General features: G+C 38.6%; 14 protein-coding genes and 3 tRNA genes. 9 read left to right on the top strand and 8 right to left on the bottom strand.

All coding sequences use genetic code 11. The features are described 5' to 3' along the window. The first annotated feature begins 1 nt into the window (after position 1). From CLV96_RS16440 to CLV96_RS16430, 3 genes are read left to right on the top strand one after another with little or no spacing between them, the layout of a single operon-like run. Entirely contained in the window at positions 2-1,063 is a 1,062-nt protein-coding gene (locus tag CLV96_RS16440) for a hypothetical protein (RefSeq protein ID WP_051012787.1), read from the top strand. A 3-nt stretch (positions 1,064-1,066) separates the two neighbouring features. Further along, a complete protein-coding gene (locus CLV96_RS16435; RefSeq protein ID WP_004784310.1) occupies positions 1,067-2,623 on the top strand; it encodes a hypothetical protein in 1,557 nt (518 codons plus the stop codon). A 1-nt stretch (position 2,624) separates the two neighbouring features. Next, entirely contained in the window at positions 2,625-3,371 is a 747-nt protein-coding gene (locus CLV96_RS16430) for a purine nucleoside phosphorylase YfiH/LACC1 family protein (protein WP_004784701.1), read from the top strand. On the opposite strand, the gene CLV96_RS16425 is transcribed toward CLV96_RS16430, so the two are convergent. The 4 genes from CLV96_RS16425 to CLV96_RS16410 are packed head-to-tail and all read right to left on the bottom strand — an operon-like array spanning position 3,352 to position 7,824. Next, entirely contained in the window at positions 3,352-3,762 is a 411-nt protein-coding gene (locus CLV96_RS16425) for a response regulator (protein WP_004785265.1), read from the bottom strand. The two genes, CLV96_RS16430 and CLV96_RS16425, sit on opposite strands and share 20 nt — an antisense overlap. A 17-nt stretch (positions 3,763-3,779) precedes the next feature. Next, positions 3,780-4,859, bottom strand: a complete 1,080-nt coding sequence (leuB, locus tag CLV96_RS16420; RefSeq protein ID WP_004785440.1) for a 3-isopropylmalate dehydrogenase — start codon at positions 4,857-4,859, stop codon at positions 3,780-3,782. After that, entirely contained in the window at positions 4,856-6,073 is a 1,218-nt protein-coding gene (locus CLV96_RS16415) for an aspartate aminotransferase family protein (protein ID WP_004785429.1), read from the bottom strand. Before CLV96_RS16415 ends, leuB begins: the two co-directional genes overlap by 4 nt. Beyond that, positions 6,070-7,824, bottom strand: a complete 1,755-nt coding sequence (locus CLV96_RS16410; RefSeq protein ID WP_004784253.1) for a phospho-sugar mutase — start codon at positions 7,822-7,824, stop codon at positions 6,070-6,072. Before CLV96_RS16410 ends, CLV96_RS16415 begins: the two co-directional genes overlap by 4 nt. 46 nt (positions 7,825-7,870) lie before the next feature. Between CLV96_RS16410 and CLV96_RS16405 the strand changes: the two genes are divergently transcribed. Together CLV96_RS16405 and CLV96_RS16400 are read left to right on the top strand one after the other, a co-directional pair. Beyond that, positions 7,871-8,959, top strand: a complete 1,089-nt coding sequence (locus CLV96_RS16405) for a pyridoxal phosphate-dependent aminotransferase (RefSeq protein WP_004787730.1) — start codon at positions 7,871-7,873, stop codon at positions 8,957-8,959. After that, on the top strand, positions 8,941-9,699 hold the full coding sequence (locus tag CLV96_RS16400; RefSeq protein WP_004785066.1) for a ribonuclease H-like domain-containing protein: 759 nt from the start codon (positions 8,941-8,943) through the stop codon (positions 9,697-9,699). The genes CLV96_RS16405 and CLV96_RS16400 overlap by 19 nt, the downstream gene beginning before the upstream one ends. On the opposite strand, the gene CLV96_RS16395 is transcribed toward CLV96_RS16400, so the two are convergent. The 4 genes from CLV96_RS16395 to hemW form a co-directional block, all read right to left on the bottom strand. After that, positions 9,696-10,127 carry a CBS domain-containing protein gene (locus tag CLV96_RS16395; protein WP_004786810.1) on the bottom strand — a complete coding sequence of 144 codons (432 nt, stop codon included), beginning with the start codon at positions 10,125-10,127 and terminating at the stop codon, positions 9,696-9,698. The genes CLV96_RS16400 and CLV96_RS16395 overlap by 4 nt on opposite strands. A gap of 74 nt (positions 10,128-10,201) precedes the next feature. Beyond that, a tRNA-Ala gene (locus CLV96_RS16390) sits at positions 10,202-10,274 on the bottom strand. Between the two features lie 9 nt (positions 10,275-10,283). After that, positions 10,284-10,357, bottom strand: a tRNA-Ile gene (locus CLV96_RS16385). An 80-nt stretch (positions 10,358-10,437) separates the two neighbouring features. Then, complete coding sequence (gene hemW / locus CLV96_RS16380) at positions 10,438-11,610, bottom strand: radical SAM family heme chaperone HemW (RefSeq protein ID WP_040917039.1); 1,173 nt, start codon at positions 11,608-11,610, stop codon at positions 10,438-10,440. 4 nt (positions 11,611-11,614) lie between these two features. Here hemW and CLV96_RS16375 point away from each other — a divergent pair, with 4 nt between their 5' ends. The 4 genes from CLV96_RS16375 to CLV96_RS16360 all read left to right on the top strand — a co-directional run bounded on the left by CLV96_RS16375 (position 11,615) and on the right by CLV96_RS16360 (position 13,330). Further along, positions 11,615-12,097, top strand: a complete 483-nt coding sequence (locus tag CLV96_RS16375) for a hypothetical protein (RefSeq protein ID WP_243836522.1) — start codon at positions 11,615-11,617, stop codon at positions 12,095-12,097. A gap of 61 nt (positions 12,098-12,158) precedes the next feature. Then, positions 12,159-12,232, top strand: a tRNA-Ile gene (locus CLV96_RS16370). A gap of 26 nt (positions 12,233-12,258) precedes the next feature. After that, the gene (locus tag CLV96_RS16365; protein WP_004786440.1) at positions 12,259-12,834 is read left to right on the top strand and encodes a bifunctional nuclease family protein; all 576 of its coding nucleotides are present in this window, start codon (positions 12,259-12,261) and stop codon (positions 12,832-12,834) included. 130 nt (positions 12,835-12,964) lie between these two features. After that, positions 12,965-13,330: a phasin-related domain-containing protein gene (locus CLV96_RS16360; RefSeq protein ID WP_004785784.1), complete on the top strand. Its 366-nt coding sequence runs from the start codon at positions 12,965-12,967 to the stop codon at positions 13,328-13,330. Positions 13,331-13,335 lie beyond the last annotated feature (5 nt).

Raw genomic sequence — 13,335 nt, 5'->3', positions numbered from 1 at the left:
GATCAAAGGGATCCGCGATCGGATCACACAATTATGGAACCAATATCCAAACTGGGGAAAAATTCCCCAGTTTTTGGAACTATTGGAGAAAGGTCTCGACAAAGAGTTTTTTGTCGATCCAAATAAAAAAGAAATCCCCATCCCAATTGAGGATCTTCCTGTTGATGAAGTATTACGAAAGTCAGGTTTCATTCGTAACCTATATGAAAAACTTTTCCCTGTTTCTCATGTTTTTCGAATCACCTATCGTTATGATCGTGAATTTTTAGATAACTTTATGCCTTTGTCTCAAGGTGGATACATTGGCCGAGGTTCTTATAAATTTGTTTACCAACTCCCATGGAACCAAGTTGTCAAAATTGGAAAGTCTAAGTTACCTTCTGATGCGATTTTTGGATCTTTGTTCAAAGAGGTTGGCAAAGACCTTTCTCGGTTTTTAAAACCGGAAGAGATGGAGTTAAGAAATTTTTTAAAAAACCAAACTTTACGTGATTCCAAAAAAGATGAAATCGATTTTAAATTCAAACGGTTGGGTTTAGAAAGATTGCACTATTGGAAACTAAAATCCCTTATCCCTGACTTAGTTGTACCCACTCGTTTTTTTATGGGGATGAGGGTAAGAAACAATCCATTTGGCATTCCCAATGTCACTCTTACTCCTTGCGACCAACAACCATTACTTGCAGGTAAACATCTAAAAGAATTTACCATTCGAAATGAAAAGTTAGACCAAAATCCAATTATGGATAAACTTTTTCCCAAATGGAAATTAAACTTTGATTCTCACAGGTTCGGTGTAATTTCAAAATCAAAACTAAAAAAAATTGCCGTTGATTTCAATCGAGTGATTGAGGTGACAAAGTATTTGGCTGAAGAAGAGAAGTTAATCTTTGACATTCACGCAGAAAATATTATTATCACGTTGCCCGATTTTGAATTAAAAATTTTTGACTTTCACGTTTTTGATGATTATCTGTATGAGCCTTCCGAAGAAAATCCAACACCAGAGATGGATCACATTCAAATCATTGAAGAATTTATCAAATCATTCGAACTGGACTAATCCATGTTGTTTTTTAAACGAAATCTAATTTCTTTTTATATTCTTTCTTTTGTTTTTTTTCTTTTTGCGATTTCCCAAACTTACAAGTGGAAGTGGATTTGTGATGATGCTTATATCAGTTTTGTTTACGCAAGAAATTTGTATGAGGGATCAGGACTTGTTTTTAATTTAGGGGAAAGGGTAGAAGGTTATACTAATTTCCTTTGGACACTATTGCTTTCCTTAGGTTATTTTTTAAAGTTGGAACCTCAATTTCTTTCTTTATTCCTTGGGATTTTCTTTTACCTGATGACTCTTTTGGTTTTCTTCTATGAAGAAAATCGGATCTCTTTTGGTAAGATTTATCCCGTTCTTTTGGTGCATTTGGCTTTATTCTTTCACCTCCACATCTTTGCCACTTCTGGATTAGAAACTTCCCTATTTACTTTTTTAGTCTGTTTCGGGTTTCTGTTATGGGAAAAGGAAAGTGACTTTCTTTTTATATTTTTTCTCCTTTCCGCTCTTGTTCGTCCTGAAGGAGCACTTTTTTTATCCATAGCTTCCTTTGATTGGCTTTTTCGAAAGAGGAGTTGGAAACCAGTTTTAATTGGAGTTTTGTTTTTCGGATTTTTGTGTTTCCGCTATTTTTATTATGATGATTTCCTTCCGAATACTTTTTATGCAAAAGGAAATAAAGGTGCTTATTTTTCCCAAGGCTTTTATTATCTTCTTTATTTCTTAAAGTCGTATCCACTTTATCTTTTGGTATTGTTATTAGCAGGAATTCAAATTTATAATTCCTTCTTGAATCGAAAAGAATACCGATACCTTCTTTCTTCACTAGTATTATATATACTTTATGTTTTGTATGTGGGTGGTGATTTTATGGGGATTCGGTTCTGGATTCCCATTCTACCGTATCTCTCTTATTTGGCATTTAGGCAGATTCATGAATGGGATATGAATTCTCAAATTGAATCCAAAAAATCTTCATTTTTTTTGTCTTTGTATACAAAGAACCAAATCCTTGTGGCTTTTTTGTTTATTTTATCTACGGCAGTGTATACGGACCCTTTAAAAATAAAGGGAACGAGAATTCCTGATTGGCATGGAATCGTCGAGGAACGAATGTTCTATGAGGATCATTTGATTCAAACTTCTGGTTATGACACAGGCGCACTTTCTGATTTCCGTGTAGCTTTTTTCGGTGCTCAGGCCCATTTTATTTATTATCTAAGACCTTTGTTTGCCTTCGAAGCAGAATCAGGATTAACAGATCGTGAATTTGCAAAGAAGAAAGTTGAAACTCGGGGAAGGATTGGTCACGAAAGCGAATTAGAGTTACAAGATTTACTCGATCGAAGAATAGAGATCTTACTCGACAATCGACTCCATGGATTCAATTTTCCTCATATCGAATATACTTGGAGAAATATTCCAATCAAATTCTATCTTTTATCCTATGATCCAGAAAAAATAATTTCTCTTTGTGAACGTAAAGATTGGAACTGTTCCGAATTATTCCAAGTTTTTCAGAAGAATCAGTGGGACAAAAATAAACCAAAATCTTTCGTGGAGTAAAATGGAATACATTAGGGAAATCTCGGTTTCTTATGGGAAAGTCAAATATGGAACTGCCGGCAAACAAAGCATCAATGGTATGGCGGAATTCTATCCTTCCTATCCCAAAAATGCCCAAACATGGATGGAATATATAAAAGTTTGGGCAGGGAAAGAATTAGAATACGAATCACCGAAGGTTGTTACACTCAACCAAATCCACGGTGATTTTATCCATCAAGTCGGCATTGAAACATCTATAGGTGGTTGGGATTCGAGTGTGATTTGGGAAGGGGACGGTTTGTATTCAGAACTTCAAAAAACGTTACTTGTCGTTCGTACAGCGGATTGTGTTCCTGTTTTTTTATATTCCAGCAAACGCCCGTTTGTTGCTATCATTCACTCTGGTTGGAAGGGGACTAGTCTTGGCATTACGGAACGAATGATTGAACGGGCAATCGAATTGGGTTATTCACAGGAAGAACTTCAAATTGAAATTGGCCCTTATATCCAAGGTTCTGATTATGAAGTTGGATCCGATGTAGCCAATTTTTTTTCTCATTTAGGGGAAGAGGTATGTTTTCCTAAAGGAAAGGATAAGTTTTTATTAGATGTGGGACTTGCGATTGAGAAAAGAGTAAAAGAAAAATTCCAAAGGTTAGGCGGAGTGGAAAATTCCCATACGAATGTTTACAAAAGCCCTCTTTACTTTAGCCATAGAGCCAAAGAAGAAGGCCGGAATTTGAATTTTATACTTTGGGTATCTTAAGTAAGGTTTCTTTGATTTTTTCTAAGATCTTTTCTCGTTTAATGGGTTTGACGATATAATCCATCGCCCCATTTTCAAGAAGTGCCTTAATTACTGAAGGAGTGTTTTCTTCGGAGATAAAAAGAATTCTTGGAAGAACTCCCATTTCTTTCATATCCCAAAAAGCAGCGTAACCGTCGACCTCGGGAAGAAAAATCTCAATGGTGACAAGATCAATCTGTTGGCGATTGTCCTTGTACATTTGCAAAAGTTCTTTACCCGTTTCGGCAACTCCAATGATTTTGAAACCTTCCGATTCCAAAATTTGTTGGAGCTGTTTGGATTGAAATTTGGAATTCTCAGCAATGAGAATTTGGTAAGGTCTGCCTGTCGGTCCGATGCCAGTTTGCATAATAGTTCTTCCGTAGTTTAGCCAAGTGCCTTTTCGATTTCAACACCAATTTCTTTTGTACCGAGGACGGATGCCCCTTCTTCGGCAATATCTCTCGTTCGAAAACCCTTCTTTAGAACCGTTCGAATGGCGTTTTCGATGGCCACTGCTTCGGTTTCCAATCCAAAAGAGTATCGTAACATGAGGGCCCCAGAAAGGATTTGTGCAATGGGGTTTGCGATTCCTTTGCCTGCAATGTCAGGAGCGGAGCCACCGGATGGTTCATAAAGTCCAAAACCAGATTCAGAAAGGGAAGCAGAAGGTAACATCCCAATGGATCCTGTGATGATGGATGCTTCATCAGAGAGAATGTCTCCGAACATATTTTCGCAGAGCATCACATCAAATTGTTTTGGTTTTACGATGAGTTGCATCGCGGCATTGTCTACATAAAGGTGTTCCAAAACACAATCGGAGTATTCGGCCTTATGAAGGGCAACTACAACTTCTCTCCATAAAACTGATGTCGTTAAAACGTTTGCTTTATCAATGCTCGTTACTTTTTTATTTCGTTTTCTTGCTGCATCAAAGGCAGTTCGTGCGATGCGTTCGATCTCGCGACGAGAATACCTCATGGTATCATAGGCAAATTCTTCTGGCCCATTGCCTTCTCGTCCTTTTGGTTTTCCAAAGTAGATCCCAGAAGTTAATTCTCTGAGGATTAAGATGTCTAATCCATCGCCGATGATGTCGCCACGGATGGGACTTGCTTTTTTTAGTTCGGGATAGATGATTGCAGGTCTCAGGTTGGCAAATAAATCAAAATGTTTTCGGAGTGGGAGGAGTGCTCCGCGTTCTGGTTGTCTGTCTGGAGGAAGTGTTTCCCATTTTGGTCCACCCACAGATCCAAAAAAGATAGCACTGGATGATTCACAAAGTTTTAGGGTTTCATCGGGAAGAGGAAATCCAGTGGCATCAATGGCTGCACCACCAACTAATGCGTGTTCAAAGGTAAATTCGGAAGATTTGTTTCCTAATGCTTTTTTGACCACTGATAGGGCCACATCCATTACTTCTGGTCCAATTCCGTCGCCGGCAAGTACTGCTACTTTTTTCATTTCATATCCTTTAATACTGATTCTAAAATATCCAATCCTTCTGTTGCCTTTTCAATACTTAAGATGAGTGGAGGTATAATTCTAATGACATTCCCTGCTGTACTATTCACAACAAGTCCACGTTTCAAACATTCTTCCACAACTGGTCTTGATTCGGAATACAATTCCACACCAATATGTAAACCACGTCCTCGTATTTGTTTGATTTTTCCGGTTGATTCCATTATGGTTTTTAACCTTGCGAACATTTGTTCCGAGATGGTAGAAACATGGTCGAGTAGGTTACGCGATAAAATGATTTTGAATGTTTCGTATGCCGCCACACAGGCCAAATGGTTTCCACCAAAAGTCGATCCATGCATCCCACGTTCTAAAATGCCTTCGTATTCTTTGGCAACGACAAGGGCACCAATCGGAAATCCTGATCCAAGTGCTTTGGCAAGAGTAAAAGCATCCGGATACATTCCGTAATGTTCAAAACAAAACATCTTTCCTGTTCTACCCATTCCCGTTTGTATTTCATCGAAGACGAGAAGGGAATCCGTTTCTTCTGTGAGTTTGCGAGCTAAGTTTACAAACGATTGGCTAAGGGGAATGACTCCACCTTCCCCAATGATGAGTTCCATAATGATTCCGGCAATGGAATCTCCGTATTGTTCGAAGGCCTGGATAAGAGAGTCTTCGTTATTGGCTTCTACAAAGTAAACATCAGAGGCAAGTTCGCCAAATCCAGAACGAACGGATTCGTTTCCTGTCATGGTCATAGCCGAAAGAGTTCTACCGTGAAAACTGGAGTGAAGTGCAAGGATCACGGGTTTATCTATATTTTTTTTCACACCATGTCGACGCATGAGTTTGAAGGCAGCTTCGTTTGCTTCTGTTCCTGAGTTACATAAAAAAACTTTTCCAGGGATACTATTTTCAATAATGACTTCAGCAAGTTTTGCCTGTTCTTCCGAATAATAGAGGTTCGACGAATGGAGGATTTTATCCATTTGGTTTCGCATGGCTTCAATTAAATCCGCCTCTCCGTGACCTAAGTTTGATACAGCAATCCCTGCAAAAAAGTCAATATAACCTTTGTTGTCTTGGTCGAAAATCATCTCGCCCACACCATATTCGAAAGCAACCGGATAACGGTTGTATGTGTTTAAGAGATACTTGTCAGAAAGTTTTTTGATTTCTTCAAATTTTGTTTTGGTATCGTTACTCATTTAAGACCTGCTAGTTGTAAAAATTCTGTTTCTGCCCTAGAGATTTCTTTTCCGAGAGAATCCCAAAGTCCGGAAATTTCTGATTGTTTTTTCGGTTTTTTTAAAGAAGCAAAGGAAGAATACACTTTTACCTTTGGTTCTGTTCCTGAAGGGCGAATGGTTAGTTTGGCATTTCCTTCTAACTCCACTTGGATGACATTGGATTTTGGCATTCCTTTGAAGACAGAGGATTTCGCTTTCCCATCGGCTTTTTGTGTTTCGTAATCGAGAACTCCCACAACTTTTCGTCCTCCAATGGTTTTTCCAATTAAGTTTTCCGATCGCAATGTCTCGATGGATTTTTTAATTTTGTCTTGGCCAGAACTTCCTTCTAGGGTTAGTGAATACAAACTTTCACGATACAATCCGTATTTTAAATAAATAGTATCCAAGTAGGAAAGGAGGTCACCTTTTTCTGCAAGGATTTCTACAAAAAGTAAAGCACTAGATAGAGAATCTTTGTCCCGAACAAATGGTACGGGTAAATATCCATAAGATTCTTCACCACCAAACAAGAAAATATTGTTCTTCTTGTTTTCGATTTGTTTCATCTCTTCTGCAATGTATTTAAAACCAGTGAGTACGTTTTTGATTTTGATTCCGTTTTTTTTTGCAATCGCTTCTTGCAAGTCCGTAGTCACAATGGTTTTTACCAAATGGTATGTTTTGGTTTTAGATTTTTTCCTTTCTGAAAGATAAGCTGCCATAATGGAACCAATTTGGTTTCCATTTAGGTATTCATATTCTCCGTCCGGACGACGAACTCCCACACCGAGCCGATCAGCATCGGGATCAGTGGCAATAAAGGTGGCAGCTTTTTTCTTTTTGGCATGAAACTCACATAAGGCGAGAGCTTCTTTTTCCTCTGGATTTGGATATTTTACCGTTGGAAATTCACCATCTGGTTTTTTTTGTTCAGGAACTAAAAATACGGATTTGTATCCAAAGAAATTTAACATCTCTTTCATATAATCTCCACCAGTTCCATGTAACGGTGAGTAGACGACCTCAAGATCATTTCTTGTTTTGGGTTTGACCGAAGAAAGAATGCCTGCTTGTTTTAATTCCTTTAAATATGTTTTGAAAACAATTGGTCCTACAGGTTTGACGAACTTTTTATATTCTTTATCTGTTTTTTTGACAAGAGGGATTGTTGACCAATCATGAATTCCACTGATCCTTCCTATGATGAGAGAATCATCGGGGGGAACAAGTTGTCCTCCATCCGCAAGATAGGCTTTGAATCCATTGTATTCAGGTGGGTTATGGGAAGCGGTGATAACAATCCCACCACTTGCTTTGTAATAACGGATGGCATAAGAGAGAAGAGGTGTAGGAGTCACTTTAGGAAAAATATAAACTTTTACTCCCAGTTTAGCACCAATGCCTGCAGATAGTTCTGCAAATTCTTTGGAAAGCCTTCTTGAATCATAAGCAATGACTATGGATGGATCTTTTTGTGTATCTCTTAAATAACTGATAAAACCAAGGGCAGCTCGACCCACAGTATAGAGGTTCATCTTGCCGATTCCATTTCCAATTTTCCCGCGAATTCCCCCAGTTCCAAATGTAAGTGGGACAGCATAGGAATCAACGAGTTCGGAGGTCAGCCCAAGCTTCCAATCTTCGTAAGCCTTTTTGGCTTCATTCTGGATTTCCGATGAAAAAGGTGATTTCGTCCAAGATAGGATATTGTCTTCTGGTTTCAACATAGCTTACATACTAGTCTTTTGAAGCTAAGTAGTCTGGAAATCAATTTTGGAACCTAGAGAATTTTTCATAGAAGACAGGTTGGAACGTTTTCGCCTAAAAGCATTTTGCAATTTAGGAGAGAGTGGGCTTGGGTTTTTTCGTTTAGAAGAAGTGCTAAGGATGGCAGGTATTTCCTTTTCCGACCTTCAAGACCTTCCCATGAATGATGCACCGAACCAAGGTTCCCTGGAGCTACGCTCTGCCATTGCCAATCTTTATCCCGGAGTAACGCCTGACCAGGTCCTCGTCACGACAGGTACTGGTGAGGCCTTGTACTTAGCATTTCATATGATGATACAACCCAAAACCAAGGTGGCTCTGATTTGGCCCGCCTTCCAAGCTCTCTATGAAATTCCAAAAATGCTAGGAGCCGAAATCATCCAAGTTCCTCATGAATCTGGATTCCACGCATCCACTTGGAAAGATATTGATGCAGATTTATATATTCTCAATCATCCCCACAACCCCACGGGAAAAACATTTTCTGAAAGGGAATGGAATACACTCCTCACTTGGTTTCGGGAAAAAAAGAAAAAAGTCCTTTTTGATGAACACTACCGGTTTTTACCGGGTGAGGGATTGCTTGGAAGGACGGGTGTGGATCCAAATCATTTTTTTTACGGGACGGGTTCCTTTACCAAATGTTTTGGAGTCACAGGGCTTAGGGTAGGATGGCTTGTGGCAGAAGAATCTTTTTTACAAAGGGCACGTTCTTTTAAAGACTACTTAACTCATACGGTTTCCCCCTTATCCGAACGAATTGCACTAGGGCTTTTGAAAAATAAAGAATCATTTTTACCCGGCATCCAATCTCGAGTGAGAAACAATATCGTAAGGTTTACCTCTCTTTGGAGGGAACTTCCTAAGACCAAATCATTTACCGCACCGGAGGGGGGACTTGTGGGTTGGCTTGGATTAGAATCTGGGATTTCTTCAGAAAAATATGCGGATCGGCTTTTTGAAAAAACAGGTGTTTTTGTTTTGCCTGGATCTAATTTTGAAGAAGAAGGTTTCCTTCGGATTGGTTTTGGGGAAACAGAAGAGCGGATGGCAGAAGGCCTAAAGCGATGGAGAGAATGTTCGGATCTCATTTAAAGTCTAGCCTCCAATTGTTTCCAGGCATTGGAGAAAAAAAAGAGAAACAACTGTTTGGTGTAGGGGTATATGATTGGGAATCTCTTATCCAATACCAAAAACAAAAAAATGATCCTCTTCTTCCTTCTGTTTCCATTTTATGGGAACGTTTCAGTGAATTGGAACATCAATTGTCTGAAGCCAATTTTTCATTTTTTACAAATGAACTTCCGAGTCTTGAATATTGGAGGCTTTGGCAAAACTTCCCTGAAAGATTTTGTTTTTTAGACATTGAAACGACAGGGATCTCTGTTTCTTCAGTGACCACTGTTGTGAGTCTTTACCAAGACAAAAAAATGTCCACCTTTGAAAGAGGAAAAGATTTAGAATTCCTTTTTGATTCCATCTCACCCGAAGACATCCTTGTGACCTACAATGGAAAAAGATTTGATATTCCTTTTTTAGAAAAAGAATTCCATTTTCGAGTAAAAAATCCCCAACTTGATTTGATGAATCTTTTGCATTCCATTGGAATCAAAGGAGGATTAAAAAAATCTGAAGTTTTACTGGGTCTTGTTCGACCGGAAGAAATCGCTGGGATGGATGGACGAGAGGCTCCTCTATTATGGTTTGAGTACCAAAGAACGAATAACAAAGAAGCTTTGGAGAAACTAATCGCTTATAATAGAGAAGATACTAAAAACTTAGAAATTGTCTTAGAAAAAACAATTACTCGCCTAACAGAAAATCGATTGTTTTAGTGTGGCCCGTACATATACTCTCTAAGTATACTCATCTCTGCTTGGGTTCTTGTTAGTTTTGTTTTGACAGCATCTCCAATGGAGATGAGTCCAATGATTTTATCACCATCAAGCACAGGCATATGACGAAACCGTTTGGTGATCATATTATTTAAAATATCATCCACATCTTCATCAGGTCCTGCCACTGTAAGTTGTGTGGTCATTACATCTTTTAATTTGATTTTGTCCAGGTTGGCATGGTCTTTGGCAACCACTCGCATCAAATCTCGTTCCGTAAAGATTCCTACCAGTTTTCCTTGGAAGGTAACAATCAGAGATCCTACTTTCGCACCCACCATCATTTGAGTGGCTTCCAATACATTTCTATCTTCTTCGATGGAAAGAACAGAGGACGCTTTGTCTTTTAGAATATCTTTTACGGACATGTCTCAAGGTTTATAGGAATTCTAACTAGATAGCAAGAAATTTTTAAAATGGTAGGGGAAGTGAAACGGGTTTTTGGAGCGTATCGGGATCGAACCGATGACCTTCTGAATGCAAATCAGATGCTCTCCCAGCTGAGCTAACGCCCCGTTTCTTTATGGGCCTGACAAGACTTGAACTTGTGACCCCTCGCTTATCAAGCGAGTGCTCTAACCAACTGAGCTACAGGCCCGGGATACGAACAGTATTTTTCGAGAGGGGTCTATGGGCAATCTTTTTTTGAGATTATTTTAAGAAAGAAATCTAGAAAAATTAGAGTGAAATTTCTAAAATAAGATCATCTAACAAGAGTAATGCCTGTGGATTCCATTGAAAGATTTCGTTCTCAAGTGTACATAGACCTTTTTTTTCCCAACCTTCAATGGTTTTTAAATACTTAGATTTTGATTTTGTATCCAAATAGGTTTCAATAAAATCCAAATACCGAAAAGGAGAAAAGAGCCGAAATAGTGTTAGGCTAAGCTCTGTAGAAGGATCGATCTTTTCATATTTAGTCGATGTTTCTTTTTTTTGGTAGAGTCCCGCATTTCTCGGATTGCCATACCTATGTCCGTCAATCATTCCATGAGCACCGGGTCCAATACCCAAATAAGGTTCATAAGTCCAATACTTCAAATTGTGTAAGGACTCAAATCCTGGTTTGGCATAATTGGAGACTTCGTACCAAAGGTATCCATTTTCTTTTAGTAAATTTGGTAACTGGGTGAGGATTTCGGATTGGAGGTTTTCTTCTGGTTCCTGCTTTTTTTGATTCGAAACATCACGAGAATACTGGGTTCCTTTTTCTAAAGTTAAGGAATACAAACTCAAATGGGGGAGTCCTACCTTTAAAAAGTGAGAGAGGTCTGAAAAAAAAGATTCTTTCGAAACACCAGGAATTCCATACATCAAATCGATTCCCACTCTTTGGATGGGAGAATGGGAGAGGATCTCTACAAGAGAATGGTAACGATCTTCGTCATAATGGCGACCTAAGAATTCGAGTCCTTTTTTTTCTAAGGTTTGGACTCCCACATTCACTCGGTTGATACCGATGGAATGGTATTCGGAAAGAAGTTCTGAACTTAAGTCCTCAGGATTTACTTCAATGGATATCTCAGGTTTGTCTGAGAAGGAAAACTCAGAACGTAAAAAATCTAAAAGTTTTTTCCAATGTTCGGGAGATGCTTTGGAAGGAGTTCCTCCTCCAAAAAAAACGGTATCGATGGTGCGTTTTTGAATTTCAGGGAAATGAGAGATTCTATCTTTGATTTCTTTTTGGTAGGACTTAAAAAGCGACTTTTCATCGTTAGCTGGTGCAGCCCCAATCCCTTCTGAATAAAAATCACAATAATCGCATTTTTTAAAACAATAGGGGAAGTGGACATAGACTCCCAAATAAGAATTTCGGACTTGCCAGATGGTTTGTTTCTCTAATATTTCCATGAGTATGAAAAGAATGGTATCCGCTCTAATAATTTGGGGAATCGTTACCATTCCGATCCTTTCACAGACACTCGTAGAACCAAATCAAAAGTTTGTTTGGGAGACATTTTCTTTTGTCTTTCCTGAACCTGTGGTGGTAAAATTTGAATCTACAGCCAATAAAAAACTTACCGTTTATCCTGCCAAACGAGATGGTTTTTTTATGGTAGTGCGAACTCTTCCTTGGAATGAACCAATGATGGAAAAGGTTCTTTGGAAAGAATCTGTATTTACTAGGGGAATCGAACCAAAAGAGACTCAAAAGACAGTCGGGAATCTAAACTTCCAAGTTTTCTTGGCCGACCAAATTCGTAACCAAAACGCCCTTCACAACCAAGTTTGGATCAGTCTGGAAACAAAACCTGCATTGTGGATCTGGATCCAATGGAAAAGGGATCGCAAAGACCTCACTGATTTCTTTGAATCCAACCTGTTTCTTTCGCTTTAGAGTCTAATCTTTTGTTTTATGCTTGTCTCTACTTATTTCCTCGAAAGATTGGAAGTCAGTGGGGCCTATAGCTCAGTTGGTTAGAGCAGCAGACTCATAATCTGCGGGTCGAAGGTTCGAGCCCTTCTGGGCCCACAAAACAGGAAAGGTAGCGATATTCTATGGAGTTTTATGAAGTAAAAATCTCTGATATCAGCCTGACCAATGTGGGTTTTGCTGTGTTTCTACGACCGAAAGATTCGGAAGACAAACGTGTTGTTCCCATCTTCATCGGGCCACTGGAAACTCATTCCATCACCACCGTCATTGATGGAACCAAACCCCCTAGACCCATGACACATGATCTCATGTTGTATATGTTGACTTCTCTTGGAGCAACTGTTCTTAAGATCACCATCGAAGAAATCATCGATAGTACTTTTTATGCCAAAATCCAACTTCGTAAGGATGAAGAAATCATCACTTTGGATGCAAGGCCTTCTGACTCGATTGCTCTTGCCTTAAGAGCTAATGCGCCAATCTATATCGCTAAATCTGTGTTAGATGAAACTGGAATTATCATGAAAGAAGATGAGATCCAAGGAGAGAGTATTTCTTCTGAGAAAAAAATCCAAGCTCTGCCAAAATCAAATCTTCAAATTCTAGAAGAAACTTTGGAAAATGCTTTAAAAACCGAAGATTACGAAACAGCCGCAAAAATCAGAGACCAAATCAAAAAGCTCATCGAAAATAGTTAAGCTAAGATCACTTCTTTACTATGTCACATAGAAATTCCGTACATTCGAATTTTTTAATTGTAATCCCATTATAATATTCCTAAACTTAGAATCCAAAAATAGGGGTCTTTCCCCTTTATAGGAAAGTTGTATGGAAAAATTGGTTATGGATGTTGTAAATGCTGGAATTGCTCTCTTTCGTTCCGGAGAAGAAAAGTTAAAAACTGCAGTTGTTGATTTAGAAAAAGTTTATAATGATCTAAAGTCAAAAGGGGAATTGGATAAATCCGCTGAGTCCCAAAAGATTCGTGACCTTTTAAGCAAAACGATAGCAGATGCCCAAGGTGCCATCGGAAAAACAAACGCAAGTTATGATGAAGTACTCGCAAAACTTCAGGCAAATTACCAATCAATTTATCAACAAATTGATACGGCAATCCCTCCTCAAGTGAAAGAAAAGTTAAAACAGACGTTAGATGAATTAAAAGTCCTGATTGAAAAAGCAAAATCGAAATAATATAT

Source organism: Leptospira meyeri (assembly GCF_004368965.1).
GTDB lineage: Bacteria > Spirochaetota > Leptospiria > Leptospirales > Leptospiraceae > Leptospira_A > Leptospira_A meyeri.
Note: the sequence above shows the minus strand (reverse complement) of the source record. Positions and strands in the feature narration are given on the sequence as shown.